This is a genomic window from Mesorhizobium sp. LNJC394B00 (assembly GCF_000502555.1).
GTDB lineage: Bacteria > Pseudomonadota > Alphaproteobacteria > Rhizobiales > Rhizobiaceae > Mesorhizobium.
The window spans coordinates 144,115-168,317 of record NZ_AYWH01000009.1 but is presented as its reverse complement, the minus strand read 5'-3'; the positions used below and the strand labels follow the sequence as shown (position 1 = coordinate 168,317).

General features: G+C 63.7%; 26 protein-coding genes, 1 tRNA gene and 1 pseudogene. 18 read left to right on the top strand and 10 right to left on the bottom strand.

Annotated elements, in window-relative coordinates:
* Nucleotides 1-1,207: tetratricopeptide repeat protein (locus X751_RS139425; RefSeq protein ID WP_023699418.1), on the top strand; the 1,207-nt coding region annotated here is incomplete at its 5' end.
* A gap of 102 nt (nt 1,208-1,309) precedes the next feature.
* Nucleotides 1,310-3,649, top strand: a pseudogene (locus X751_RS01000000164160) (adenylate/guanylate cyclase domain-containing protein).
* A gap of 15 nt (nt 3,650-3,664) precedes the next feature.
* Here X751_RS01000000164160 and X751_RS139430 read toward each other — a convergent pair.
* The 5 genes from X751_RS139430 to X751_RS139450 all read right to left on the bottom strand — a co-directional run bounded on the left by X751_RS139430 (nt 3,665) and on the right by X751_RS139450 (nt 7,865).
* A complete protein-coding gene (locus tag X751_RS139430) occupies nt 3,665-4,168 on the bottom strand; it encodes a YHS domain-containing (seleno)protein (protein WP_023707420.1) in 504 nt (167 codons plus the stop codon).
* Nucleotides 4,169-4,180: 12 nt separating this feature from the next.
* The gene (locus X751_RS139435; protein WP_023695862.1) at nt 4,181-4,771 is read right to left on the bottom strand and encodes an ankyrin repeat domain-containing protein; all 591 of its coding nucleotides are present in this window, start codon (nt 4,769-4,771) and stop codon (nt 4,181-4,183) included.
* A gap of 556 nt (nt 4,772-5,327) precedes the next feature.
* Nucleotides 5,328-5,404: transfer RNA gene (locus tag X751_RS139440), tRNA-Arg, on the bottom strand.
* A 162-nt stretch (nt 5,405-5,566) separates the two neighbouring features.
* Complete coding sequence (locus X751_RS139445; RefSeq protein WP_023745876.1) at nt 5,567-6,469, bottom strand: DUF1003 domain-containing protein; 903 nt, start codon at nt 6,467-6,469, stop codon at nt 5,567-5,569.
* A 421-nt stretch (nt 6,470-6,890) separates the two neighbouring features.
* Nucleotides 6,891-7,865 (bottom strand): D-alanyl-D-alanine carboxypeptidase family protein, encoded by a 975-nt coding sequence (locus X751_RS139450; protein ID WP_023745875.1) that lies wholly within the window; start codon nt 7,863-7,865, stop codon nt 6,891-6,893.
* A gap of 266 nt (nt 7,866-8,131) precedes the next feature.
* On the opposite strand from X751_RS139450, the gene X751_RS139455 reads away from it, so the two are divergent.
* The 4 genes from X751_RS139455 (at nt 8,132) to X751_RS139470 (ending at nt 12,619) form a co-directional block, all read left to right on the top strand.
* Nucleotides 8,132-9,943: a peptidase C14 gene (locus X751_RS139455; RefSeq protein ID WP_023693072.1), complete on the top strand. Its 1,812-nt coding sequence runs from the start codon at nt 8,132-8,134 to the stop codon at nt 9,941-9,943.
* A 236-nt stretch (nt 9,944-10,179) separates the two neighbouring features.
* Nucleotides 10,180-11,271 (top strand): hypothetical protein, encoded by a 1,092-nt coding sequence (locus X751_RS139460; RefSeq protein ID WP_023693073.1) that lies wholly within the window; start codon nt 10,180-10,182, stop codon nt 11,269-11,271.
* A 270-nt stretch (nt 11,272-11,541) separates the two neighbouring features.
* Nucleotides 11,542-12,162, top strand: coding sequence for a nucleoside triphosphate hydrolase (locus X751_RS139465; protein WP_023671222.1), 621 nt, complete (start codon nt 11,542-11,544; stop codon nt 12,160-12,162).
* Between the two features lie 85 nt (nt 12,163-12,247).
* Nucleotides 12,248-12,619: a hypothetical protein gene (locus X751_RS139470; RefSeq protein WP_023671223.1), complete on the top strand. Its 372-nt coding sequence runs from the start codon at nt 12,248-12,250 to the stop codon at nt 12,617-12,619.
* Between the two features lie 25 nt (nt 12,620-12,644).
* Here X751_RS139470 and X751_RS139475 read toward each other — a convergent pair whose 3' ends face one another.
* The 3 genes from X751_RS139475 to X751_RS139485 form a co-directional block, all read right to left on the bottom strand.
* Nucleotides 12,645-13,349, bottom strand: a complete 705-nt coding sequence (locus X751_RS139475; protein ID WP_023693074.1) for a glutathione S-transferase N-terminal domain-containing protein — start codon at nt 13,347-13,349, stop codon at nt 12,645-12,647.
* Nucleotides 13,350-13,502: 153 nt separating this feature from the next.
* Complete coding sequence (locus tag X751_RS139480) at nt 13,503-14,711, bottom strand: beta-ketoacyl-[acyl-carrier-protein] synthase family protein (RefSeq protein WP_023671225.1); 1,209 nt, start codon at nt 14,709-14,711, stop codon at nt 13,503-13,505.
* Between the two features lie 5 nt (nt 14,712-14,716).
* Nucleotides 14,717-14,971 (bottom strand): acyl carrier protein, encoded by a 255-nt coding sequence (locus tag X751_RS139485; RefSeq protein WP_023671226.1) that lies wholly within the window; start codon nt 14,969-14,971, stop codon nt 14,717-14,719.
* Between the two features lie 235 nt (nt 14,972-15,206).
* On the opposite strand from X751_RS139485, the gene X751_RS139490 reads away from it, so the two are divergent.
* The 5 genes from X751_RS139490 to X751_RS139510 are packed head-to-tail and all read left to right on the top strand — an operon-like array spanning nt 15,207 to nt 17,563.
* Nucleotides 15,207-16,028 (top strand): urease accessory protein UreD, encoded by an 822-nt coding sequence (locus X751_RS139490; RefSeq protein WP_081725398.1) that lies wholly within the window; start codon nt 15,207-15,209, stop codon nt 16,026-16,028.
* A 30-nt stretch (nt 16,029-16,058) separates the two neighbouring features.
* Entirely contained in the window at nt 16,059-16,361 is a 303-nt protein-coding gene (locus X751_RS139495) for an urease subunit gamma (protein WP_023693076.1), read from the top strand.
* Nucleotides 16,362-16,371: 10 nt separating this feature from the next.
* A complete protein-coding gene (locus X751_RS139500) occupies nt 16,372-16,626 on the top strand; it encodes a DUF1272 domain-containing protein (protein WP_023671229.1) in 255 nt (84 codons plus the stop codon).
* A gap of 29 nt (nt 16,627-16,655) precedes the next feature.
* Nucleotides 16,656-17,249 carry a HupE/UreJ family protein gene (locus tag X751_RS139505; protein WP_023693078.1) on the top strand — a complete coding sequence of 198 codons (594 nt, stop codon included), beginning with the start codon at nt 16,656-16,658 and terminating at the stop codon, nt 17,247-17,249.
* Between the two features lie 8 nt (nt 17,250-17,257).
* A complete protein-coding gene (locus X751_RS139510) occupies nt 17,258-17,563 on the top strand; it encodes an urease subunit beta (RefSeq protein WP_023671231.1) in 306 nt (101 codons plus the stop codon).
* A 26-nt stretch (nt 17,564-17,589) separates the two neighbouring features.
* Here X751_RS139510 and X751_RS139515 read toward each other — a convergent pair whose 3' ends face one another.
* Together X751_RS139515 and X751_RS139520 are read right to left on the bottom strand one after the other, a co-directional pair.
* On the bottom strand, nt 17,590-18,087 hold the full coding sequence (locus tag X751_RS139515; RefSeq protein WP_023689155.1) for a hypothetical protein: 498 nt from the start codon (nt 18,085-18,087) through the stop codon (nt 17,590-17,592).
* 123 nt (nt 18,088-18,210) lie between these two features.
* Entirely contained in the window at nt 18,211-18,573 is a 363-nt protein-coding gene (locus X751_RS139520; RefSeq protein WP_023671233.1) for a hypothetical protein, read from the bottom strand.
* A 177-nt stretch (nt 18,574-18,750) separates the two neighbouring features.
* Between X751_RS139520 and ureC the strand changes: the two genes are divergently transcribed.
* The 7 genes from ureC to ureG all read left to right on the top strand — a co-directional run bounded on the left by ureC (nt 18,751) and on the right by ureG (nt 24,147).
* On the top strand, nt 18,751-20,466 hold the full coding sequence (gene ureC / locus X751_RS139525) for an urease subunit alpha (protein ID WP_023689156.1): 1,716 nt from the start codon (nt 18,751-18,753) through the stop codon (nt 20,464-20,466).
* Between the two features lie 92 nt (nt 20,467-20,558).
* The gene (locus X751_RS139530; protein ID WP_023683601.1) at nt 20,559-21,152 is read left to right on the top strand and encodes a hypothetical protein; all 594 of its coding nucleotides are present in this window, start codon (nt 20,559-20,561) and stop codon (nt 21,150-21,152) included.
* Between the two features lie 42 nt (nt 21,153-21,194).
* Nucleotides 21,195-21,800 (top strand): glutathione S-transferase family protein, encoded by a 606-nt coding sequence (locus X751_RS139535; RefSeq protein WP_023745874.1) that lies wholly within the window; start codon nt 21,195-21,197, stop codon nt 21,798-21,800.
* Entirely contained in the window at nt 21,797-22,399 is a 603-nt protein-coding gene (gene ureE / locus X751_RS139540) for an urease accessory protein UreE (RefSeq protein WP_023745873.1), read from the top strand. The genes X751_RS139535 and ureE overlap by 4 nt, the downstream gene beginning before the upstream one ends.
* The gene (locus X751_RS139545; protein ID WP_023745872.1) at nt 22,392-23,063 is read left to right on the top strand and encodes an urease accessory protein UreF; all 672 of its coding nucleotides are present in this window, start codon (nt 22,392-22,394) and stop codon (nt 23,061-23,063) included. The genes ureE and X751_RS139545 overlap by 8 nt, the downstream gene beginning before the upstream one ends.
* Nucleotides 23,060-23,518 (top strand): DUF3995 domain-containing protein, encoded by a 459-nt coding sequence (locus X751_RS139550; RefSeq protein WP_023745871.1) that lies wholly within the window; start codon nt 23,060-23,062, stop codon nt 23,516-23,518. The genes X751_RS139545 and X751_RS139550 overlap by 4 nt, the downstream gene beginning before the upstream one ends.
* The gene (gene ureG, locus X751_RS139555) at nt 23,515-24,147 is read left to right on the top strand and encodes an urease accessory protein UreG (RefSeq protein WP_023671240.1); all 633 of its coding nucleotides are present in this window, start codon (nt 23,515-23,517) and stop codon (nt 24,145-24,147) included. Before X751_RS139550 ends, ureG begins: the two co-directional genes overlap by 4 nt.
* Nucleotides 24,148-24,203: the final 56 nt, after the last annotated feature.

Here is a 24,203-nt window from a genome sequence, read left to right as displayed (position 1 = left end):
GTTTGCCGTCCAGCACGAGATGAGCGGCGAGATCGCCAAGGCGCTTGGCATGCAACCTTCGGCAGCGGAAAGCGAACGCATGGCGCGGCCGCCGACCGAAAACCTCGAAGCCTACGACTTCTATCTTCGTGCCGAGCAGACAGCACGGACCGGTCGGCGCGACGGCCTGCGGGAGGCGCTCACGCTCTACGACAAGGCCGAGCAGCTCGACCCCGCTTTTGCGGAAGCCTTCGCGGCGGATGCAAGCACGACGGTGTATATCTGGCGTGAATCGTTCAATGACATCATGCAGAGCGCGCCAGCACGAAAGAGAGCCTATGAGAAGGCGAGCCGAGCTTTGCAACTCGACCCTGACCTTTCGTCGCCCTATGCTATTCTTGGGATCATGCAGGTCGTGGATCGCCGCTACGAGGAAGCCATCGCTTCGGTCGAGCGAGCCGTCGCACTCGGCCCCGGCGATGCTGAGACGCAAATAGCCCTGGGATACGTGCAACTGTTCGCCGGCAGTCATGCTGAGGCTGCCGAAGCGGTCGAGACGGCGCTCAGGCTCGATCCCAACCTTTCACCTGTAAACCGGCAAATTGCCGGTCTGGTCTTTCTAATTCAAGGGAGCAACGACAGGGCGATCGAGGCCCTCGAACGCACCCGCGACGATGCGCCGTCAGTCGGAGATTTCACGATCACGCTTGGTGCCGCCTACGCCCGCGCCGGCCGCCTGCAGGATGCCAGGGCGGCAGTGGCCGAGGGGCTAGGTGCCATGTCCACACCAGGTTTCGATTCATTGTCCGCATACCGACTCAACGGTGCCCAATATCGTAACCCGCAGGATTTGGCTCTCATCGTCGACGCGTTGCAGCAGGCGGGCTTGCCCGAATGGCCGTTCGGTTTCACCGGCGATGAGCACAACCGCTTGAAGGGCAAGGAGATCGCCTCGCTGGTGCTGGGCCATACTCTGCAGGGTCAGCTTGAGCCCGGTCTCCAACCAGCCTTCCTTCAGATCGGAAGCGACGGCAAGGCGGCCTTCCGCTCTACGACGCGGCTAGTCACCGAGACCGTCCGTGTCGATGGCGACTTATTGTGCGAGCTGAGCGAGAATATGTTCGGGCGCCCCGACTGTGGACCCGTCTATAAACGCCGCGACGATGGAGGCGGCGGCTATTCCTTCGTCAACTCAAGCAAGGTGTTTCACTTTACGGTTGTTCAGTAGAAGCACACGCGCGTCATAACGGACGCACACACTCGCGTCCGATGCGGGAGTAGAATAGGCTGCGCGAAGCCGCTTGATCGACCAAGGAGGGCGCAGGCAGGTATGGAGCGAAGGCTTACCGCGATCCTTGCTGCCGACGTGGTCGGCTACAGCACGCTCATGGGCGAGGATGAGGTCGGCACGCTCGAACGACTGAAGGGTTGCCGTCGAGAACTGGTCGACCCCGCGATCAAGGAATTCCACGGTCGGATTATCAAGCTCATGGGAGACGGGGCGCTGGTCGAATTCGCCAGCGTCGTTGATGCCGTCCAATGCGCTGCCGCGATTCAGCGCCGGATGGCTGTCCGAGACCCGGGCACCTCCGACCCCCGCCACATCCGGTTTCGCATCGGCGTCAATCTCGGTGATGTCATCGTAGAGGAAAATGACATCTACGGCGATGGCGTCAACATCGCCGCGCGCCTCGAGGCTATGGCCGAGCCGGGGGGTGTATGTATCTCCGGAACCGCATTTGATCATGCCGTTCNGTCAACATCGCCGCGCGCCTCGAGGCTATGGCCGAGCCGGGGGGTGTATGTATCTCCGGAACCGCATTTGATCATGCCGTTCACAAGGTTGATGTCGGCTTTGCCAGTCTTGGCGAGCAGCGCCTCAAGAACATCGCCGATCCGGTTCGCGCCTATCGATTGCTGCTGGATCCCGCAGCATCGGGAAAGGTCACGGCCGCGCCACACCGGCCGAGCTCGCGCGTCATCATCCTGGCAGGCGCCGCCGCCTTGGCGATCGCCGCGATTGCCGGCATTTTCGCATGGCAGAAGTTCTCAGTGCCATCGCGGCCATCGGTTGCCGTGCTGCCGTTTGCAAACCTCGGCGGCGATCCAGGCCAGGACTATTTCGCTGACGGCATCACCGAGGATCTGATCACCGACCTCACCAAGCTGTCCGGTCTGGACGTCATCGCGCGCAACTCGGTGTTCGCCTACAAGAACAAGCCTGCAGCGCTGGCGGACGTCGCGCGCGACCTTCGCGTCCGCTTCGTTGTCGAGGGGAGCGTCCGCCGCACGGGCGAGCAGATTCGCCTCAATGCCCAGCTCATCGATACGGCAACGGGCGACAATCTGTGGGCCAACCGGTTCGACCGTGGCATGGCCGGCGTGTTTGCCGTCCAGCACGAGATGAGCGGCGAGATCGCCAAGGCGCTTGGCATGCAACCTTCGGCAGCGGAAAGCGANGTTTGCCGTCCAGCACGAGATGAGCGGCGAGATCGCCAAGGCGCTTGGCATGCAACCTTCGGCAGCGGAAAGCGAGCGCATGGCGCGGCCGCCGACGAGCAATCTCGAGGCCTATGATTACTATCTACAAGCCGAGACGGCGTCACGCAGCGTCCTGCAGGCCGGGCTGCGGGAGGCGCTTGCGCTCTACGACAAGGCGGAGGAGCTTGACCCCGCCTTTGCCGAAGCCTTCGCGGCCGACGCGCGCACCACAGTCTATATCTGGCGGGAGGCCTTCAACGACGTCATCCAGAGCGCGCCAGCACGAAAGAGAGCCTATGAGAAGGCGAGCCGAGCTTTGGAACTCGACCCTGACCTTTCGTCGCCCTATGCTATTCTTGGGATCATGCAGGTCGTGAATCGCCGCTACGAAGATGCGATTGCCTCTGCCAAGAAGGCTGTTTCAATCGGTCCGGGCGATGCAGAGGCGCAAGCAGCCCTTGGATATGTTCAGTTATACGCCGGCAATCATGCCGAGGCAGCCACTGCGGTCGAGACGGCGCTCAGGCTCGACCCCGACCTCTCAGCGATCAACCGGGAAACTGCTGGGCTGGTTTTTCTGCTCCAGGGCAATGTCGAGAAAGCGATCGAGACTCTCGAGCACACACGCGACGATGCGTCCACGGTTGGCAACTTTCGGTTTACGCTCGCTGCGGCGTATGTCCGGGGCGGCCGCCTACCGGATGCGAAAGCCGCAATCGCCGAGGGGCTCCGCCTCGTAGCAGGGTCCAGCTACGTGGACTCTTTGGCTGGGTGGGAGATGACTCATGCACATTTTCGGAATCCGCAGGATCTGGCGATACTCGTCGCCGCACTGCGCCAGGCGGGCCTACCCCAATGGCGCTTCGGCTTTACCCCGGCCGAACAGGACCAGTTAAAGGGTGCCGAGATCGCGTCCCTCGTCATTGGCCATACACTGCAAGGCCAGATCGAACCCGGTCTCCAACCAGCCTTCCTTCAGATTGGAAGCGACGGCAAGGCGGCCTTCCGCTCTACGACGCGGCTAGTCACCGAGACCGTCTACGTCGATGGCGATCTGTTGTGCGAGCAGAGCGAGAACCTGTTCGGTCGCCCCGACTGTGGTCCCGTCTACAGACGCAACGACGCAGCCGGCAAAAGCTACTCCTATGCCAATACAAGCAAGGTGTTTCACTTCACCGTGGTTCGGTAGACGCACACGCGCGTCTCAATGATAGTGATCGAGTTCCAAATTGGCCGCGACCTTCGGCCAGTTGGCATCGGCTTTCGGGATATTTTCAGCTGCATGCGCGGCGAAATCATCCGCATTGTCGACGTCGTAGATCAGGTAGAGCTTGCCGTCGATAATCTTGAATGCCTCAGGATCGACATTGACCGTGACCCCCCCGCCCACGACTTCGCCGGCGCAGTACCCGCCATATTGAGGAGCGTACTTGACCGGTTCGCTCATGAACATTTCCTGGTGTTTCTTGCTGGCGAAATGCCAAGGTGTCCCCAGCCATTCATAAGTGAACTCTTCGGAGCCCTTCACGGCCTTGCCGTCAGTGAAGTAAGCGACCGTGTCGTAGCCCATGATCGCCACACCACCAAAATAGCCGGTGTTTACCGAATCGTCGGCACATGCCGATCCCGCGCCGGCGACCACAGCTACCGCGACCAGGGCAGCCGTCCCCAAACTCCGAACCAGTCGTGGCTTGATCATCGTGCTCATCTGTATCCTCCGTTAATCGTGGATCTCGGCGCACTTCGCCGCGTTCGCCTCGCCAAGAATTTTGGCTTGGCAGGTAGCACCATGGCGTTTGAAAAGTCGTATGATATCCGTGTTGCCCTTCCAGAATGCGCGCGTTATCGGCATGTAGCCATGCCCCTCGGCATGGTTCACATTGGCACCTTTCGCAATGAGGAACTCGGCCAGTTCAATGTGGTTTTCCTCGCCGGCCACCAGCAACGGCGTAGCACCCGCCTTGTTGGCGGCATCGTCGAGCACCGCGCCTTTTTCCAGCAGCAGCTTGGCGATCGGCAGGCTGCCCGAGAAGGCCGCCGCATGAAGCGGGGTAAAGCCGCCCGAGTTACGCGCCATGATGTCGGCACCCTTGGCCAGCAAGAAGTCGGCGATTTCCGGCTGGTTATCGAGCGCTGCAGCGATGAGCAGCGTTGCCTGGTCGCGCGCCCGGCTGTCGACGTCGGCACCGCCTGCCAGGGCTTGCTCCACGGCACCCTTGTCGCCGGCGGCGATGGAGTCGAACAACTGCTCACCTGCGGCTGCTGTCGTAGCCGCCAAAACCAGCATTCCAAGTGCCAGCAATCCGCGCATTGTGCAAGGTAGCATATTAGCTTGTGGTCATACAAGCTGTCCTGGGCACATCAGGTGGATCCAAGGCGGACGGCGCGGCCAGACATAGCGAACGCGGCCCAGGGCGGGAAGGCGTTAGTGCTACTGGCTTCGTCAGTAGGGGCACCGGGTCCAGTCTGAATTTTGAAGAGCGTCGATTACCGAGGCGCCGAGCGGCGTCGAGCGTAACCGCCTGTTGCTCCGTTGGGATAGCCGGTAAGCGCAAAGGTGGCCGGTGGCGGAAGTGTCCGCTTTCGGATGCAACTATGGCTTGCTCAATGACCGACATTGGGCGCATACCGGTCAAAACCACCACGAACCGAACGGTTTGAGTGCTGCCTCCAGGAGCAACGCTCAACCGTTCCCTTGGATCATGGGGCGCGCCGCCTCCGCAAAAATCAATGAATCCAACGCACACTTGTACCCGTCGACGTCAGTCAGCCAGTGGCCAAAGCTCGCTCCACTGCTTACGGGCATATTGCCTTGCGCAAGAGCATTTCGCCTATGGCCATCTAATACATTGAAATTCAAACGAAAATGGCGCACCCGACAGGATTCGAACCTGTGACCTCTGCCTTCGGAGGGCAGCGCTCTATCCAGCTGAGCTACGGGTGCCTTCAAGGAACCTGAAAACGAACCAGCCGATAGGCCGGCCAGCCACGGCTTCTTAGCGGAAGCCGCGCCGGGCTTCAACGGGCAATTGGCGTGGCGATATTTTCGAAGCCACCTTGCGCGGCCTGGCAAGTTCGCGTCCGCCCTGCAGCCTCAGCCGGGGACTCACCCCGCCACCTCCACCTTCGCCACCCGCCTGCGCACCCTGCGTGGCGCCCGCTTCGCCTTCTTCGCCCCCGTCAGCTCGTGCATCGCGTCCAACTGCATCTGCTGCATTTCGGCCAGCCGCGTCCATTGGCGCGAGATCAGGTAGTCGAGCTTTTCGTGCAGGTGGCGCACTTCCAGCTCGGCTTTCAGGTTCACCCGGTAGTCGTTGAAGGAGCGCAGGCGGTCCTTGGCCTCCGTCCGTCTCTGGCTCATCATGATGATCGGCGCCTGGATGGCGGCGATGCAGGAGAGCAGCAGGTTGAGCAGGATGAAGGGGTAGGGGTCGAAGGCGCTGCTCACGCCCGCGATCAAATTGATGCCGATCCACACCGCAAGCACGCTGCCGAACGAGATCAGGAACCACCAGCTGCCGCCGAAAGCCGCCATGTTGTCGGAGACGCGGTCGGCGAACGAGCGGTGCTCCTCGAACTCCTCTTCCGAGTTTTCCGAAATGGTGTCCTGCCTGGCGATCGATTCGACCACCTGGCGGTCGAGCTCGGAGAATTCGCCATGCTCCTGCTGCAGCAACTCCTCCATGTAGCGCATGCGGTAGCGGCCGAGCTCTTCGCGGCTGATGCGGGCGCCGCGCGGCAGGTCGGGATGGTCGGAGCGGATGCGGTCGGCCAGGCTTGGCCGCAGGTCGTCGATGCGCACCAGGTCGCGCTTGCGGAATTTGCGGCCCGATATCGCCGATGGTTTCCGCTTCGGCTTCAGGCGGCCATGAGGTTCGGAGTCCGGCACATCGGGCGCTTCCAGCGCCTCGTCGGCCACCAGCTCGGCGTCGTGGTCGGTCGGCGCCTCGAAATACTCGCCGCCGCTGTCGTTTTCATTGGCGGCCTGTTCGGATGGTTTTGGGCTCATGATGCCGGCTCCTGCTGTCGCGCCCACGATACGCCAAGCCGGCACGCCATAGCCACTGTGGCGGTGAAGATTGGGGGCTTGTGCAAGCGCTTGTGATGAATGCCTGCTGCAATTGCCTGTGGCGGCGCAGCCCCCCGGGGCCTCGCTCGCCTGCTGCTCGGCAACCAGACCGCCGAAGTGCTGTTGCGCCTGCTGCAGAGTTAAGATGAGGCAGCGATCCTTCACGACCCCCCCCCTCTGTCCTGCCGGACATCTCCCCCTCAAGGGGGGAGATCAGATGTCGCCATGGCTTCGCCAAACACGAAAAAGAGGCGAGACGCCGAAGCTGCTAATCTCCCCACTTGAGGGGGAGATGGCTGGCAGGCCAGAGGGGGGTGCTGTCCCGCCGGCGTTTCAGAGTTCCTCCACCCAACAACGGGTTCTATTGCGGCGGTAAACCAGGCAACTGCGACCACTGCGCCGGCAAACCAGGCGGCGGCAGGCCGGGAAGCGGCGATGCTGCCGGCTGGTCTCCCGCAAACATCAGCCGCGTCTTGGTATCGGCCAGCGTCGGCGAAAGACTGCGCTGGATCAGCGCTTCGACATGGTCGTTGCGCTGACGGGCGCTGTCGGCGCCCATCACCACCACGATCAGATGCCGGCCGTCGGCATTGTAGGACGTGACGATATTGTAACCGGATGCCCTGATATAGCCGGTCTTGATGCCGTCGACGCCGCGCACCCGGCCGAGCATGTCGTTGTGGCCGCGCACCAGCCGACCGCGGAACATGAAGTCGCTTTCGGAGAAATAGTGGAACTGCTGCGGGAAGCGGGCGCGCAGCGCCATCCCCAGCGTCGCCATGTCGCGCGCCGATGTGTGCTGGCCATCGTCGGGCAGGCCCGATGCGTTGCGGAAGACGGTGCTGCTCATGCCGATCTGGCGCGCCTTCGAGGTCATCATGGCGGCGAACTGGTTCTCCGAGCCGCCGAGATATTCGCCCACCGCCACCGCCACGTCATTGGCCGACTTGACCACGATCGCCCGGATCGCCGAATCGACATCGATGCTCTCGCCGCGCTTGAAGCGCAATTTGGTCGGCGGCTGCCGGGCGGCATTCTCGGAGACCGGGATCCGGGTTTCCTTCGAGACGCGGCCGGTCTCCAGCGCCTCGAACAGCAGGTAGAGCGTCATCATCTTGGTCAGCGACGCCGGATAGCGTTGCGCCCTCGAACTGACCTCGAACAGCGTCTTGCCACTGCCGGCATCGATTACGATGGCGGCATATTTCTCCTGCGGCGCCGGCACCGCCAGCACGCTGTCGGGCGGCGCGGTGGTGCTGCAGCCGGCAACGAAGACGAGCAGCAGCAAGGCCGCGACGAATTTTTGTTTGAGGGAGGGGAAATGGAAGTTTGGCAAGGCAAGTCCGGCGTTGCTGAGAGGGCCGGAACCTAGCCTAACCCATTGTGTTCGTCCATTTGGTTAACGGCGGAGCTGCCGATGACGCTGCCAATCTCCCCCGCAAGGGGGGAGATCAGATGTCGCTTCGGCTTCGCCAACCATCGGCGCTGAAACGGCAACCTCGACATCCGCCCACCCGCCCCGAAATCGCCTGCTTCCTGTCCTGTTTTGCCTGCGGGGTCGCGGTGCTGCTATAGAGGCGGCAATTGCTTGGGGATTTGACAATGACCGGTGACATCGGCGCGGCTGCGCCAACTCTTATCAGGGCTTCGCTCAGCCGCACCGGCAAATGGGCCGGCAGCGTCGCTTTCATCGGCGGCGCTGCTTCCGACATCCTCAATCCGCTGGCGCCGTTCGCCGCCTATATCGCGCTGGTCGCTTCGGTTGCCGCCGCCATCATCGCCATTGCCATCGTTCTGCGGCTGGTGCTGGCCGCCAAGGCGCTGCCGGCGCTGATCTTTGCCACCAGCGCTGCCGCCGTCGCCGGCGGCGTCTATGGCCTGCAGCAGCAGACCAATTCGCAGAACGGTGTGATCGCCGGCCTGGTGCCGGCCATCGCCCAGTTGCAGCAGCAGATGGGCATCGTCTCGGCCAGGGTGGCCAGGATCGAGCAAACGGTAACCGAGACGAAGCTGGCGGTCGACCAGGTCAAGCAATCGACCGACGCGGTGGCGAAGAAGACCGAGGAAATTGCGTCGACCCAGCAGCAGCAGGCTGAGCAGGGCGCGCAGACGCAAAAGTCGGTAGAGGCGGTCAAGCAGACGACCGAAACGCTCGCTGCCGGCCAGCAGAAACAGGCCGAGCAGGCGGATAAGCTTCAGGCGACCACCGAGCAGATCGCCGCCTCGATCGACACCATCGCCAAGGGCTTTGCCGCATTGGCCGCGCAGGGCGGGACGATCGCCGGGCCGAAGCGGCCGGACGAATTCTATCACAATGCCCGCGTCTACGAGCTTTCCGGCGACATGCTGAATGCGCGGCGCTCCTATCTCGCTTTCGCCGGTTTCGACGTCGACGCCGTCGATCCCTACACACGCTTCGCCACCCTGCTGCGCGTGCAGGACGGCAAGGCCGGCGCCCGCGAAGTGTTCGGCGCCCTGGCCGACAAGGCCAAGGCGCTGTCGATCAAGCTGGTCCATATCCTGCAGTTCGACGATGCCCAACGTCTCGACAAGCTCAACGCCTTCATCGCGGCCAATCCGGATTTCGCACCGGCCTATTACCTGCTCGCGCAGGAGTTTTCCGAGGATCGCCTCGGCGTCCAGTCGCTGTCCGACAAGCGCAGCGAGGCCGAGGCGCTGACCAGGTTCGTCTCCTATGAAAAGGAAGGCGGGCTGCTCAAATATTTCGTCGACCAGACGCAGCTCGCCGACTGGCTCGACCGCAGCCGTACCCGCCTGACGGCGCTTGGCGACGTGCTCGACCCAGCACGCTTTGCCCCGACGCTGACGCCGATGCGCTCCAATGCCGGCTGGACGATCTCCATCTCGCTGCCTGAGGCCGCGACCGGCATTTCCTGGCGCATGGGTGTGTCAGGTCCGTTCACCGACACCGGGCTGATGGCGATGAACGACCAGCGCACCGGCAAGCCGATGCCCAATCCGAGCTTCGAATTGCCCGACAGCACCACGGCCACCACCATCGGGGTCAAATATCTCGATCTCAGGGGCCGCGAGACCGGGCCGTTCGACATAAGTTTCGATCCGGACGCGGCGCTGCAACAGGGCAACAAACAGATCCTCGACCAGTTCTGGACGTCGTGGATCGCCTTCGACGCCAGCGGCAATCACGGCCTGGTCTATTTCTCCCAGATGCTGTCATTCCGCTGCGGCATCAAGGAGGTGCGCTACAGCCTGAACGGCACGGCGCTCGACAAGGAGATCAAGCTGCCGCCTTGCGACAAGAAGGACCCCTACGCCATTCCTTATGACTACCAGCCTTACTTCAAGGTCGCCGACAACGTGACATCAATGGCGGTGCAGGTCACCTACACCGACGGCACCAAGTCGCCGGTCCGGGAGTACAAACGGCAGTAGGCGTCCACCCTCCCCCTCGTGGGGAGGGTCGATCCGCGTAGCGGATCGGGGTGGGGGTCCTTGTAGGGCGCTACCCCCGCCCCGTCGAACAATCTCCGCTTCGCGTCGAGCGCTCGCCGACCCTCCCCACATGGGGGAGGGTAAAAATCGCCCTGATGCAAAATGCCGGTCGCTGTGCTTGCGCATCCGTCGCGGAGCGGGTTTGTTCGCTGCCATCGGAATCAGCAGGTGCGCGGATGGATACGGTCACGATCAAGGCAAAGGGCATTTCGGTCACGCTCGATCTCACTGTCGGCCATATCGCCGACATGACGGTCGACAGCGATGGCCGCCAGCTGAAGCCGCTGCACCGCGCGCCCTGGATCGATGCCGGCGAGACGCTGCCGCCGGACCTGCCTGAAGGCACGGTGCGGCTGTCTGGCGATTTCCTATGCGCACCGTTTTCGGCCAGCGACATCGAGGCCGCACCGCTGCATGGCTGGCCGGCCAACAGCGCCTGGGATGTCACGGCCAGCGAAGCGACATCCGACGGCTGGCGGGCCGTCTTCCGGTTGCGCCGCACGGTGATGGGCGCGACGGTCGACAAGATCTTCACGCTCCGCAACAGTCATCCCTTCCTCTATCAGGAGCATGTCTTTTCCGGCGGTTCCGGCGCTGTCTCCGCCGCCCACCATCCGATGGCGGCGATGCGCGATGGCGGCCGGCTCGCCTTTTCGCCGAAGCGCTTTGCCGGGACACTGGGCGCACCGCTGGAGCCCGATCCGGCCCGCGGCCGCTTCAAGCTTTCCTATCCCGCCCGCTCGACCGATCTGACGCGCTTTCCAGCCACTGGCGGCGGCACGCTCGATCTCACCGACTACCGCATGGAGGATGAGCGCGAGGATTTCATCACCCTGGTCGAAGCCGATCATGGCGGTCCGGGCTGGACGGCGCTGGCGCGCCGGGCCGAACAGGATCTGGTGCTGGTGCTGAAGAACCCGGCGGAGCTGCCGGTCACCATGCTGTGGTTCAGCAATGGCGGCCGCGACTACGCGCCGTGGAGCAGCCGCCATCGCGGCGTGCTCGGCATCGAGGACGGCCGCGCCGCCATCGGCCATGCCGCATCGATCGGCGACAATTGGCTGAAGCGCGAAGGGGTCGCGACCGCTTTTACCCTCGGCGGCGAAGTCTCCTTCCGCCATGTCATCGGCACGCTGCCGCTCACGAGCGGCGAGCCGCCGCGCGATATCGGGCCAGCCTCAGGTCACATGCGTCTCACCGGAGCCGATGGTTCGACCCGCGATGTCAGGTTCGACAGCGATTTCCTGCGGATCGGCCAGCCCGGCTGATTTTCGAACGCTGGCCCTGCCCCTCACCTGCCTGCCGGCATCCTCGACACACGGCACATGGAGCTTGTCCGCCGCATCGCCGCGCCAACCAATCTGCTTGGCGCTGCGGCGGACGCATTGGGAGGAGAAGTGTTACCCATCTGTCGGCTGGACACCGGCAGGGCGACGAGGGGCAGCGCTGACGTGGCGGATGTCGTGAGATTGCCCAAATCGCGGTTTGAAATTTCCTCGAACTGCCGACAAGATGCAAAGCATAACTGGAAGCGCCCAATGTCCGAAATCGCCCACCTCGCCGCCACCATCTTCAAGCGCGCCGGCAAGGCGAAACGCTTCATCGTCGCCATTGCCGGCCCGCCCGGCGCCGGCAAGTCGACGCTCTCGGCCGGCCTGCATGATCTGTTGCCGGAGGGCGCGGCTGAAGTCGTGCCGATGGACGGCTTCCACTATGACGACATCGTGCTCGACCAGCGCGGCCTGCGGTCAAGAAAGGGCGCGCCGGAGACTTTCGACTTCGCCGGCTTCGAGACGCTGTTGAAGCGCATCCGTTCGGGCGAGCCAGACATCGCCATTCCGGTGTTCGACCGCAGCATGGAATTGTCGCGCGCCGCCGCCTCCATCGTTGCCGCCGAGACCAAGTTCATCCTGGTCGAAGGCAATTACCTCCTGCTCGACGAGGAGCCGTGGTCGCGGCTGGCGCCGCTGTTCGACTTCACCATCTTTGTCGATGTGCCGCGGGCCGAACTCGAGCGCCGCCTTCTGGTGCGCTGGCACGAGCATGGCCGCTCCGACGAAGACGCCCGCGCCTGGATCGCTTCCAACGACATGCCCAACATCGATCGCGTGCTCGGCCGTCGCAGGTCCGCCGACCTGGTTGTTGGCGATCCCGCATAGTTCGCTGGACTTCGGAACGGGAACCTTAAGACTTTCAGGTCGTTATCTCTCATCGGCAATCGTGCCGCCGTGAGGGAACCGTCAGATGGCAACCAAGGCAAAAACACCCGCCAAGAGCAAGACCGCTCAACCCAAAGCCAGGCAGGCAAAGGCCACGCAGGCCAAGGCAGGCGCCGGCCCGGCGATCGCCGAGCGGTCCAAGGACGCAAAGCCGGCTTTCGGCAAAGCGGCGCCAAAGAAGGTAGAACCGGTCGCGACGGCGAAGGTGGCGGCGAAAACCGCCAAACCCAAGAAGCCGGCAAGCCGCGGCTCGATGGCCGGCGGGGCCATGCGCACGGTCAAGGCGACCGCCAATGTCGCCGCTGGTGCGGTGGCGGCGACAGCCAGGGGCGCCGCGTCGCTCGCTGCGTCCGTCATCGGCAAGGGCGGCTCGAAAAGCAAGGCCAAGGCGAAATAGACCTGGTTGCTTCGGCCGGCCGAGGTCAATTTCTGGCGGGAATGGTCAGGCCGCGCTGCACCGCGGGCCGCGCCAGCCCGCGCTCCAGCCATGCCGCGACGGTGGGGAAGTCGTCGAAGCCGACGAGTTCTCGCGCCTCGTAGAAGCCGATCAGATTGCGCACCCAGCCCAGCATCGAAATGTCGGCGATCGTATAGTCGCCGTCCATGATCCAGGTTCGACCCTTCAGCCGCGTCTCCAGCACCCCGATCAGCCGCCGCGATTCATTGCGGTAGCGATCCAGCGGCCGCTTGTCGGCGATCTCGCGCCCGGCGAATTTATTGAAAAACCCGACCTGTCCGAAAATCGGTCCGATCGCCGCCATCTGGAAGAACACCCATTGGATGGTCTCGTAGCGCCGCGCCGGATCGGCCGGGATCAGCTTGCCGGTCTTGTCGGTGAGGTAGAGCAGGATGGCGCCGGATTCGAACAGGCCGAGCGGCTTGCCGCCCGGCCCGTCGGGGTCGATGATCGCAGGTATCTTGCCGTTCGGGTTCAGCGACAGGAATTCCGGTGTCCAGCTCTGGTCCTTGCCGATATCCACCAGATGCGCCTCGTAGGGCAGGCCGAGTTCTTCCAGCGCGATCGAGACTTTCACCCCATTCGGCGTCGTCGCGGAATAGAGCTGCAGACGGTCGGGGTGGCGTGCCGGCCAGCGCTTGGTGATCGGAAAGACGGACAGGTCGGTCATCGAAAGCTCCGGTCGGGAATTTGGCGCGGTCTCGCGCCGTTTGGCGGGTTGCGAAGGATTATCCTCGGCGTCTTTGCCGATCAACCGGCCGACGGTGCGCACACCGTCTTCGCAGTCATTCAGGGCCAGTCGCTCAGGGCCAGTCGCTTGCCGTCAGACCGCCTTGAACGCCACCACGGCATTGGTGCCGCCGAAGGCAAAACCGTTGCTGATCGCCGCGCGCACCTTGCGCTCGCGCGCCACATTCGGCGTGATGTCGAGATCGCAGTCGGGGTCGGCCTGCCGGAAATTGGCCGTCGGCGGCACGATGCCTTCGCGGATCGCCATCACGCAGGCGATCATTTCCAGGCCGCCCGAGGCGCCGAGGCAATGGGCATGCATCGACTTGGTCGACGACACCGACAGCTTGTAGGCATGGTCGCCGAAGACGCGCTTGATTGCCGCCGTCTCGATCTGGTCGTTGGCCTTGGTGCCGGTGCCGTGGGCGTTGAGATAATCGACGTCCTCGGGATTGAGCCCGGCGTCCGCCAGGCAGGCGCGCATCGCCGCCGTCGGTCCCTCGACTGTCGGCGCGACGATATCGGAAGCGTCGGCGGAAAGGCCGGCGCCGGCAAATTCGGCCAGAATGGTCGCGCCGCGCGCCATGGCGTGTTCATAGGTTTCCAGCACCGCCATTCCAGCACCTTCGCCGAGCGACAGGCCCTGGCGATCGGCTGAGAACGGCCGGCAGGTATCGGGCGCCAGCACCCGCAGGGCTTCCCAGCCTTTCAGGATGCCCCAGAGCAGCGGCGCGTCGGTGCCGCCGGCGACCATGACATCGGCGCGGCCGAGCCGGATCTGGTCGACCGCCGAGGCAAAGGCGTGATTGGACGAGGAGCAGGCCGAAGTGACGCCGAACACCGGCCCGCGCAGGCCGAGATTCATGCTGACATGGCCGGACGCCGCACTCGGCATCACTTTCGGCACGGTGAAGATGCCGGCCCGGTTCTTGCCGTCGACCAGGATGGCGCGATAGTTCTCCTCGATCGCCTCCCAGCCGCAGACGCCGACGCCGACAACCGCGCCCATCCGGTAGGTGGTTGCTTCAGTCGATGTCAGGCCGGCATGCTGCATGGCTTCGCGCGCGGCAATCGTCGCCAAAAGGCTGAAGCGGTCCATCGACACGGTCTGCTTGTGGCTGATGCCATGGTCGGGCAGCGTCTTGATTTCGCAGCCGACCTTGACCTTCAAATCATGCAAACCGGGATTGCTGATTTGACCGATGGCCGATCGGCCGGCCCGCATTTCGTTCCAGATTGCAGGCGCATTGGCGCCGAGCCCGCATATGCCGCCGATGCCGGTAATGACGACGCGCTTTTGCATTCAGCTCAGGCTTTTTTCGCAATCAGCGCGCGAACAGCCTCAACCATATCGCCGACATTCTTGAGATTGCTCCAGGCATCGACCGTGTTCATCTCGATCTCGATGCCGTACTGCTCCTCGAGATCGAAGATGATCTCGGTCAGTTCCAGGGAATGGATGCCAAGCGCGGTCAATTCCGTATTGGTGGTGATCTCTTCGCCACCGGGCTCCGCATGTGCCCTGATCTTGGCGATGATTTCCGTTGCCAGCTCGTCAGCCATTCGATTCCTTCCCCAATTTTATAACGTCGCGGTGCCGATTGGTTGGCGCCCCTGTTGCCTGGACTGAAATCGCCGTCGCCTTCAAAAACCCGCCAGGCGCAGCATGACCGTTCCAAAGAGGCTCCCTCTATAGAAACGGAAACGCTGTCAAGCAACAAGCTATATCAACAAGCACCATATCGACAAAGCGCCGGGAGTGCTTAACGTTAGCGCCGTGGATACGTTGCAGCATGTCTTGATCCCAGCTCTTCCGGCCCAGCGCGCGGCCGGGGCGGCCCGGCTTGCGTGCGGCGTCAGGGATGGACGCACCCGGCTTTTGCGCCTCTATCAGGACGGCTCGGCCAAAATCCGCATGCCGGCCGTTGCGGCCGATCCGCTCGAAGCCGTGCTCATCAACACCGCCGGCGGTCTGACCGGCGGCGATCGGCTCGGCTGGGAAATCGATGTCGGGCCAGGTGCCTCCGCCTCGATAACCACCCAGGCCTGCGAAAAGATCTATCGTGCCGCTAGCGACCGCGCCGAAGTTCGGGTGAAGCTCAGCGTCGGCGCGGGCGGGCGTATCGCCTGGCTGCCCCAGGAAACCATCGTCTTCGACCGCTCGGCCTTTGCCCGCACGCTCGAGGTCGAGCTTGCCGCAGGCGCCGAGGCGTTGCTGCTTGAAGCCACCATATTCGGCCGCCTCGCCATGGGCGAAGAGGCCGCGCACGGCCATTTCCACGACCGTTGGCGTGTCCGCCAGGATGGTGCGCTCGTTCATGCCGAGGATTCCCGCATCGGGCCGGCTATCGCGGCGGCACTTGGCCGCCCGGCGGTCGCCGGCGGCGCCATTGCCGCTGCGACGCTGCTGATGATTTCGCCGCAGGCCGAAGGCTTGCTCGATGCGGCCCGCGACATCATCGGCGCCGACGGCGATGCCAGCGCCTGGAGCGTCAAAAAATCTGGCAAGCTTCTTGCGAGGCTGTTTGCCGAGGACGGCTACCAGCTGCGCAAGCGGCTGGTTCCGCTCGTCGAACTGCTCAACGGGCGGGCGGGTCTGCCCAAATTATGGTCACTCTGAGCCAAATCCAGGCCAAATCCAGGAAAGCGCATGAACCTGACGCCGCGTGAAAAGGACAAGCTGCTCATCGCCATGGCGGCGATCGTGGCGCGCAAGCGGCTGGAACGCGGCGTCAAGCTCAATCACCCCGAAGCGATCGCGCTGATCACCGATTTCGTCGTCGAGGGCGCCCGCGACGGCCGCCCGGTCGCCGAACTTATGGAGGCCGGCGCCCATGTGGTTACCCGCGCGCAGGTGATGGAAGGCATCGCCGAGATGATCCACGACGTGCAGGTCGAGGCGACCTTTCCCGATGGCACCAAGCTGGTGACCGTGCACGAACCGATCAGGTGAGGAGAAAACGATGCTGGAACTGCGACCGAATTGCGAATGCTGCGACAAGGACCTGCCGCCGGAAGCGGCGGACGCGCTGATCTGCACCTTTGAATGCACCTTCTGCGCTGACTGCGCTGAACATGTGCTGGGCGGCGTCTGCCCGAACTGCGGCGGCAATTTTTCCGCACGCCCGATCCGCCCAGTGGAGAAACTGGTGAAATATCCGGCCTCGACCCAACGCGTGCTCAAGGCCGAGGGCTGCGGCCCGCGCAAGGCTGCGTGATTGTTTTCGTGACTTCGAAGGGAAGACCGATGATCTCTGCTTCAACCAAACGCACCACGCTTGCAGCGATCCTGCTGCTGGCGGCGGCGATGCCCGCTTATGCCCATGTCGGCATCGGCACCACCTCGTCCTTCGCGGCGGGCTTCGCGCATCCGCTGTCCGGCCTCGACCATATGACCGTCATGGTCGCCGTCGGCCTTTGGGCGGCGCTCAAGGGCGGCAAGGCGATATGGGCCTGGCCGCTGGCCTTTGTCGGCGTAATGCTGGTCGGCGGCGCGCTCGGCATGCTCCACGTGCCGGTGCCTTTCGTCGAACCGGGCATCCTTGCCTCCGTCGTCGCGCTTGGCTTTCTGGTGGCGTTGGCGGTCGATCTGCCGGTCTCGGCCGGAGTCGCCATCATCGGCCTGTTCGCGCTGTTCCATGGCCATGCCCATGGCACCGAAGTGCCGGAAAATGCAGGTGGGCTTGACTATATGGCCGGCTTTGCCGTTGCCACCGCACTTCTCCATGCCATGGGCATCGCTGCCGGCCTTGGCCTCGGCATGCGCTTTCGCGGGCTTGCCCGCGCCGCTGGCGCCGCTTGTGCTGCAGTCGGCGGCGGCCTGGTCTTCGGCGTTTTGTGAGGCTAACGATGATTCCCGGCGAAATCATCACCGCAAGCGGCGACATCGAGCTCAACAAGGGGCTGCCGACGGTGACGCTGAAGGTGGCCAACAGCGGCGACCGGCCGATCCAGGTCGGCAGCCACTACCATTTCTTCGAGACCAATGAGGGGTTGAAATTCGATCGCGACAAAGCGCGCGGCATGCGTCTGGACATTGCCGCCGGCACCGCGATGCGCTTCGAACCGGGACAAGAGCGGGACGTCACGCTGGTGCCGTTCGGAGGAAAACGCGAGGTCTACGGTTTTCAGCAGAAGATCATGGGCAGGCTGTGAGATCGACGGGGTCGGGCGCCCTGAGGTCAGTTCGACGGCCTGGCCGCCGCGTAGATGACGATTCTTGCCGAGCCGTCGAATTCCACCGCAAGGACGTCTTCCGTAAGCACGCGCCGCGAATCGATGGCGTTGAACAGCAAGGCGTTGGCGTCGATCTCCTTGCGCAGTTCCGCAATGTCGTCCTGATGCTGTTCGACCTTGCTCTCGACCGCCGGCGGCGGGCCGCCTTCGCTGCGCGCCGCGTCGGTGAGGAAGACGATATCCACAGTATCGAGCTTGGACGTCTTGCGCACGGCGCCGATGTTCTCACGCGTCCGCTCGATCGCGGTGATGATCTTGTTGGTCTGTGGTTCCGTCCGCGCCTCCTCCTGCCGGACATCGGAGCCGACGATCCTGTTGACGGTGTCGGCCCGGTTGACGGCGTCAGCGCTTTCAAGACCTTGCGCGGCTTGCGGGCCGAAAGCTGCGAGAAATGTGCAGGCAGCAAGGCTCTGGAGCCATCTGGTGTCGGCAAAGACAGGCATTGCTCGCTCCTGGTGGACTTTTCTGTGCAACGCCGTTCGGCGCCAAAGGAACGAAACGCCTCCTGTCGGGCGAAGGTTCCCTGTGGGCTGGCGGGCCGGGTGCCGGCCCGCCAAGCGCTTCTTTCAGCTTGCCTTCTTGGTGACAAGGGTCAGCGCGCCATCGGTGGTCATGCTGGCGGCGACCACCTGTGCCGAGGTGAGCCCCTTGGCTTCGAGCGCCGACTTGATCTGCGGCGTCGCGTCGATCGAAGAGCGCAGTTTCTGCAGCCCGGCATCGCCACGCTGGGCGATCACCTGATTGACCTGCGTCTGGGTGGCCTTGGGCAATTCGCTGATATCGACGATGTTGACCTTCTGGATCGCCGGCGCCGCCGGCTGAGCGCTGGGCGCCGCCGGCTTCGGTTGCGGCGTGGGCTGTTGCTGGGCGCCGGCTACGGTTGCGGAGGCCAGCGTGGCGGCGGCTGCAAGAACGATGATTTTGCGCATGTATTTTCCTTTCATCGATTTGGCCAAGGGTTTGGCAAACGGGCGGTTTGGGGTGGCACGTCCACCTCAACGGCCAAATGGGATCAGAAGGTGTCGCCAAGCGGGTCATTGCATGACCATTGGATGGCGACGATGTGGAGTTCGGCTGCGGCCGGACTCTCGTTTGGGGAGCATTGACTGATGGCTAGAATTACCCGCGCCGCCTACGCGCAGATGTATGGCCCGACGGTCGGCGACAGAGTGCGCCTGGCCGACACCGAGCTGTTTATCGAGGTCGAAAAGGACCTCACCGTCCATGGCGAGGAGGTGAAATTCGGCGGCGGCAAGGTCATCCGCGACGGCATGGGCCAGAGCCAGGTGTCGCGCGCCGGCGGCGCGGTCGACACGGTCATCACCAACGCGCTGGTGGTCGATGCCACTGCCGGCATCTTCAAGGCCGATATAGGTCTCAGGGACGGCCGCATCGCGGCGATCGGCAAGGCCGGCAATCCCGACACGCAGGACGGTGTCACCATCATCATCGGCCCCGGTACCGAGATCATCGCCGGCGAGGGCAAGATCCTGACCGCCGGCGGCTTCGACGCGCACATCCACTTCATCTGCCCGCAGCAGATCGACGAAGCGCTGATGTCGGGCATCACCACCATGCTCGGCGGCGGCACCGGCCCGGCGCATGGCACGCTGGCCACCACCTGCACGCCGGGACCCTGGCACATGGCGCGCATGATCCAGTCCTTCGACGCTTTCCCGATGAACATCGGCCTGTCCGGCAAGGGCAATGCCTCGCTGCCGGCGGCGCTCGAGGAAATGGTGCTGGGCGGCGCCTGCTCGCTGAAGCTGCACGAGGACTGGGGCACGACGCCGGCGGCCATCGACTGCTGCCTGTCGGTTGCCGACGATTACGACGTGCAGGTGATGATCCACACCGACACGCTGAACGAATCCGGCTTCGTCGAGAACACCGTCGCCGCCATCAAGGGCCGCACCATCCACGCCTTCCACACCGAGGGTGCCGGCGGCGGCCATGCGCCTGACATCATCAAGGTTTGCGGCCTGCCCAACGTCATCCCGTCCTCGACCAACCCGACCCGGCCCTACACCGTCAACACGCTGGCCGAGCATCTCGACATGCTGATGGTCTGCCATCATCTGTCGCCGTCGATCCCCGAAGACATCGCCTTTGCCGAAAGCCGCATCCGCAAGGAGACCATCGCGGCGGAAGACATTCTGCATGACATCGGCGCCTTCTCGATCATCTCGTCGGACTCGCAGGCAATGGGCCGCGTCGGCGAGGTGGCGATCCGCACCTGGCAGACCGCCGACAAGATGAAGCGCCAGCGCGGGTCATTGCCGCAGGAGACCGGCAACAACGACAATTTCCGCGTCCGCCGCTACATCGCCAAATACACCATCAACCCGGCAATCGCGCATGGCCTGTCCAGGGACATCGGTTCGATCGCGGTCGGCAAGCGCGCCGATCTGGTGCTGTGGAACCCAGCCTTCTTCGGCGTCAAACCGGACATGGTGCTGATCGGCGGCATGATAGCCGCAGCCCCGATGGGCGACCCAAACGCCTCTATCCCGACACCGCAGCCGATGCACTACCGCCCGATGTTCGGCGCCTATGGCAAGGCCAGGACCAACTCGTCGGTGACCTTCGTTTCGAAGGCGGCGCTGGAGTCCGGCCTGCATGGCAGGCTCGGCGTCGACAAGCAGTTCGTGGCGGTGGAAAATACCCGCGGCGGCATCGGCAAGCACTCGATGATCCTCAACGACGCCACGCCGCATATCGAGGTCGATCCCGAAACCTATGAGGTTCGCGCCGATGGCGAACTCTTGACTTGCGAGCCGGCAACCGTGCTGCCGATGGCGCAGCGGTATTTCCTGTTTTGAGGCGAGGGGCGATTTGATCGACCCGGCAAATTCCATTGCGAGCCGGTCGGTCCCACCGCAATATGCGGCTCAAAGAAACCGCGTAGCAGGTCATGGTCACCGAAATAGCCTCCGCCCACGACATCTTCCCGCATATCCGCATCGTCATGGGCATGGTGATCGGACTTGGCGTCGCTCGCCTGCTGTCGGGGGTGGCGCGAATCGTCCAGCATCCCGGCCAGTACAGGCTCTATCCCGTGCACCTCGGCTGGGTCGCCTCCATGCTGTTGCTGCTGGTGCATTTCTGGTGGTGGGAGTTCGGCCTCTACACCATAGAGGTCTGGACTTTCGGCAAGTACCTGTTCCTGATCTTCTACGCCATCACGCTGTTCCTGCTGTGCGCGCTGCTGTTTCCGGATTCGATGCTCGACTACACCAGCTACGAGGATTTCTTCTATTCACGCCGTGGCTGGTTCTTCGGCCTGCTGGCGACGACCTATCTGCTCGACGTCGTCGACACGCTGCTGAAGGGTCCCGAGCATTTCGCCCGCTACGGCAATGAATATCTGTTCCGAACGCCGGTTTTCGTGGTGTTGTGCATCGCCGCCATACTGGTGCGTGACCGCCGCTTCCACATCGCCTTCGTCGCCGGCACGCTGATCTATCAGATATCGTTCATCCTGCGGCTCTTCGACACCATCGTCTGAACAGTGGCTATGGTTTAGGGTCGCAGGAAAGAGGGTTCAACCATGTACAAGGCCATCGGATCGCGTGGATCCCGCGTCAGCCGCGTTCTGTGGATGCTCGAGGAACTCGGGCAGCCCTATGAATTCGTCGAGGTCAAATTGCGTTCGCCCGAAGCCTATGCGCTCAACCCGTCGGGCAAGGTGCCGATCCTGATCGATGGCGAACTGACGGTGACTGATTCGGCGGCAATCTGCGTCTATCTCGCCGACAAGCACGCCGACAAAGGCATGGGCGCCAATCCAGGTGTGGCCGGACGCGCCGAAATGGATTCCTGGATGCATTTTGCCCAGTCCGAGTTCGAAGCGCCGCTGTGGAACAAGCTGCGCCACCGCTTCCTGTTGCCGAAGGACGTGCGGGTCGATGTCGGCCCCGCCGCCGCCTACGATTTCGCCTCGGAGGCCAAGGCGCTCGACGGCCGGCTGGAGGATCGGGAGTTTGCGCTGGGCGACCGGTTTTCCGCCGTCGACGTGCTGTTGGGCGACATGGGCGGCTGGGCCCGCGCCGGAAAATTTCCGATCGAATCCGAGCGCGTCAACGCGTATTTCGACCGCGTCCTGGCGCGGCCTGCCCGTGCGAGAGCCCAGGCTAACGGTGGAGCCATGCGATGAAACTCAACCTGAACACCGACTTCACCAAGTTCCCGCGCGCCGTCTCGGTGGTGCCTGCCGGCACTGCCGGAACCACGGCCCCATCCGGCCGTGCCGTCCTGCCCCATGACGAGCGTCATTTGCGCCGCCGCGCCATTGAGCTTGCCGACGGCAGCAAGGTGCTGGTCGATCTGCCCGAGCCCGTGACCTTGAACGATGGCGACCGGCTGGTGCTGGAGGATGGCGGCCAGGTCGAGATCACCGCGGCACCCGAAGAGGTCTATGATATCCGCGCCCGCGATGCGGTGCATCTGACGGAGCTTGCCTGGCATATCGGCAACCGGCATCTGGCGGCTGCGATCGAGCCCAGCCGCATCCTGATTTTGCGCGACCATGTCATCAAGGCTATGCTGGAAGGGCTGGGCGCCACGGTGCGCGAAGTCTCCGAACCGTTCAAGCCGGTGCGCGGCGCCTATTCCGCCCAAGGTGCGCATGGTCACGATCATGGCCATGCGCATGCGCACGCCGAAGCGCATTCCCATGATGGACGTTCCCACGCACACAGCGAGTCGCATTCGCACAGCCATTCCCATGACGGGCATCATCACGATCATGACTGACCAGCCATCCGGCATCGCTTTGCTGCGGCTCATGGCGTGGCTGTCGCCGGCCTTTCCGGTCGGCGGCTTTGCCTACAGCCATGGTCTCGAACGCGCCGGGCAAGACGGGCTGGTTGCCGATACCGCCAGCCTCGCCTTCTGGCTGGAGACGCTGGTCGAGATGGGCTCGGGCTGGAACGACGCCGTGCTCTTCACGGAAGCCTGGCGTCGCGCCCGCGACGGCGGCGATCTCCATGAAATTGCCGATCTCGCCGAAGCGCTGGCCGGCTCGCGTGAGCGTCACACCGAAACCATGCTGCAAGGCGCCGCCTTCCTGAAAGCGGCAGCGGCGTGGGCGAATCCGGTGTTGGGCCGCCTGCCGGCCGAATGCGCCTACTGTGTCGCCGTCGGCGCCGTTGCCGGCGGCAACGGCATCGCGATTCAGGACGCGATGTCGGCCTTCCTGCAGGCCTTCTTCTCCAACCTCGTCCAGGCGGCGATCCGACTCGGAATCGTCGGCCAGACGGACGCCATGGCCTTGCTCGCCGGCTTCGAGCCGTTGGCGCTGTCGACGGCCGCGCGCGCCGCCGGCTCGACATTGGACGATCTCGGCGGCTGCGCCTTCATCTCCGACATCATGGCGATGAAGCACGAGACGCAGTATTCCAGGCTGTTCCGCTCATGATCGTCCTCGCCTTCGCCCTCTCGGCCGTCCTGCTGCTGATCACCGCGCTGCATGTCTATTGGGGCCTTGGCGGCATCTGGCCGGGCAGGGACGGCGTCTCCTGCGCCCACGCCGTCGTCGGCTTTCGCGGCGTCGACGAGATGCCGACGCCGTTTGCCTGTTTCGCCGTTGCCGCGTGCCTGTGCCTCGCAACCCTGTGGCCGCTGGCGCTGACCGGGGTCTTCGCCACCCCCTTTCCAAGGGAAGGCCTTGCCGCCACAGCGCTGCTCATAGGGCTGGTCTTCCTCGGCCGCGGCATTGCCGGCTTCACGCCGTGGTGGCGCCGTCTGGCGCCGGAACAGCCTTTTGCGCGGCTCGATGTCAGCTTCTATTCGCCGCTCTGCCTGTTGATCGGACTCAGCTTCGCCATCCTCGCCATCACGGAGTTTTTCGGCATGACGGATTTTTCGCTATGACTCAGGCCAACGGTCCCCTGCGCATCGGCATCGGCGGTCCCGTCGGCTCCGGCAAGACGACGCTAACCGAAAAGCTCTGCAAGGCGCTGCGCGACGATTTCTCCATCGCCGTCGTCACCAACGACATCTACACCAAGGAAGACGCCATGATGCTGGCTCGCCTGCAGGCGCTGCCTGAGGACCGCATCGTCGGCGTGGAGACCGGCGGCTGCCCGCACACCGCCATCCGTGAGGACGCCTCGATCAATTTGCAGGCGATCGCCGGGCTGAACAGGAAATTCCCCGATCTCGACATCGTCTTCATCGAATCCGGCGGCGACAATCTTGCCGCCACCTTCTCGCCGGACCTTGCCGACCTGACCCTCTATGTCATCTCGGTTTGCCAGGGCGAGGAAATCCCCAGGAAGGGCGGGCCGGCGATCACCCGTTCCGATTTCCTGGTCATCAACAAGAGCGATCTGGCGCCCTATGTAAACGTCAACCTCGATGTCATGGAGAGCGACGCCGCCCGAATGCGGGGCAAGCGCCCGTTCGGCTTCACCGATCTATCGCGCGGCAAGGGACTGCAGGAAGTCATCGACTTCATCGTCGAACATGGCGGGCTGCAGTCGGCCCGCTCGGCGGCCTGACCCAGTACTTACCGGTTGCTGGTCGGCATTGGGCGCGGCATTCTCGGGGAAATGGA

Bases quoted from the DNA above. Each gene is read 5' to 3' on its own strand.
- X751_RS139430 (WP_023707420.1), bottom strand. From the start codon at position 4,168: ATGAGCACGATGATCAAGCCACGACTGGTTCGGAGTTTGGGGACGGCT.
- X751_RS139435 (WP_023695862.1), bottom strand. From the start codon at position 4,771: ATGCGCGGATTGCTGGCACTTGGAATGCTGGTTTTGGCGGCTACGACA.
- X751_RS139445 (WP_023745876.1), bottom strand. From the start codon at position 6,469: ATGAGCCCAAAACCATCCGAACAGGCCGCCAATGAAAACGACAGCGGC.
- X751_RS139455 (WP_023693072.1), top strand. From the start codon at position 8,132: ATGACCGGTGACATCGGCGCGGCTGCGCCAACTCTTATCAGGGCTTCG.
- X751_RS139460 (WP_023693073.1), top strand. From the start codon at position 10,180: ATGGATACGGTCACGATCAAGGCAAAGGGCATTTCGGTCACGCTCGAT.
- X751_RS139465 (WP_023671222.1), top strand. From the start codon at position 11,542: ATGTCCGAAATCGCCCACCTCGCCGCCACCATCTTCAAGCGCGCCGGC.
- X751_RS139470 (WP_023671223.1), top strand. From the start codon at position 12,248: ATGGCAACCAAGGCAAAAACACCCGCCAAGAGCAAGACCGCTCAACCC.
- X751_RS139475 (WP_023693074.1), bottom strand. From the start codon at position 13,349: ATGACCGACCTGTCCGTCTTTCCGATCACCAAGCGCTGGCCGGCACGC.
- X751_RS139480 (WP_023671225.1), bottom strand. From the start codon at position 14,711: ATGCAAAAGCGCGTCGTCATTACCGGCATCGGCGGCATATGCGGGCTC.
- X751_RS139485 (WP_023671226.1), bottom strand. From the start codon at position 14,971: ATGGCTGACGAGCTGGCAACGGAAATCATCGCCAAGATCAGGGCACAT.
- X751_RS139495 (WP_023693076.1), top strand. From the start codon at position 16,059: ATGAACCTGACGCCGCGTGAAAAGGACAAGCTGCTCATCGCCATGGCG.
- X751_RS139500 (WP_023671229.1), top strand. From the start codon at position 16,372: ATGCTGGAACTGCGACCGAATTGCGAATGCTGCGACAAGGACCTGCCG.
- X751_RS139505 (WP_023693078.1), top strand. From the start codon at position 16,656: ATGATCTCTGCTTCAACCAAACGCACCACGCTTGCAGCGATCCTGCTG.
- X751_RS139510 (WP_023671231.1), top strand. From the start codon at position 17,258: ATGATTCCCGGCGAAATCATCACCGCAAGCGGCGACATCGAGCTCAAC.
- X751_RS139515 (WP_023689155.1), bottom strand. From the start codon at position 18,087: ATGCCTGTCTTTGCCGACACCAGATGGCTCCAGAGCCTTGCTGCCTGC.
- X751_RS139520 (WP_023671233.1), bottom strand. From the start codon at position 18,573: ATGCGCAAAATCATCGTTCTTGCAGCCGCCGCCACGCTGGCCTCCGCA.
- X751_RS139530 (WP_023683601.1), top strand. From the start codon at position 20,559: ATGGTCACCGAAATAGCCTCCGCCCACGACATCTTCCCGCATATCCGC.
- X751_RS139535 (WP_023745874.1), top strand. From the start codon at position 21,195: ATGTACAAGGCCATCGGATCGCGTGGATCCCGCGTCAGCCGCGTTCTG.
- ureE (WP_023745873.1), top strand. From the start codon at position 21,797: ATGAAACTCAACCTGAACACCGACTTCACCAAGTTCCCGCGCGCCGTC.
- X751_RS139545 (WP_023745872.1), top strand. From the start codon at position 22,392: ATGACTGACCAGCCATCCGGCATCGCTTTGCTGCGGCTCATGGCGTGG.
- X751_RS139550 (WP_023745871.1), top strand. From the start codon at position 23,060: ATGATCGTCCTCGCCTTCGCCCTCTCGGCCGTCCTGCTGCTGATCACC.
- ureG (WP_023671240.1), top strand. From the start codon at position 23,515: ATGACTCAGGCCAACGGTCCCCTGCGCATCGGCATCGGCGGTCCCGTC.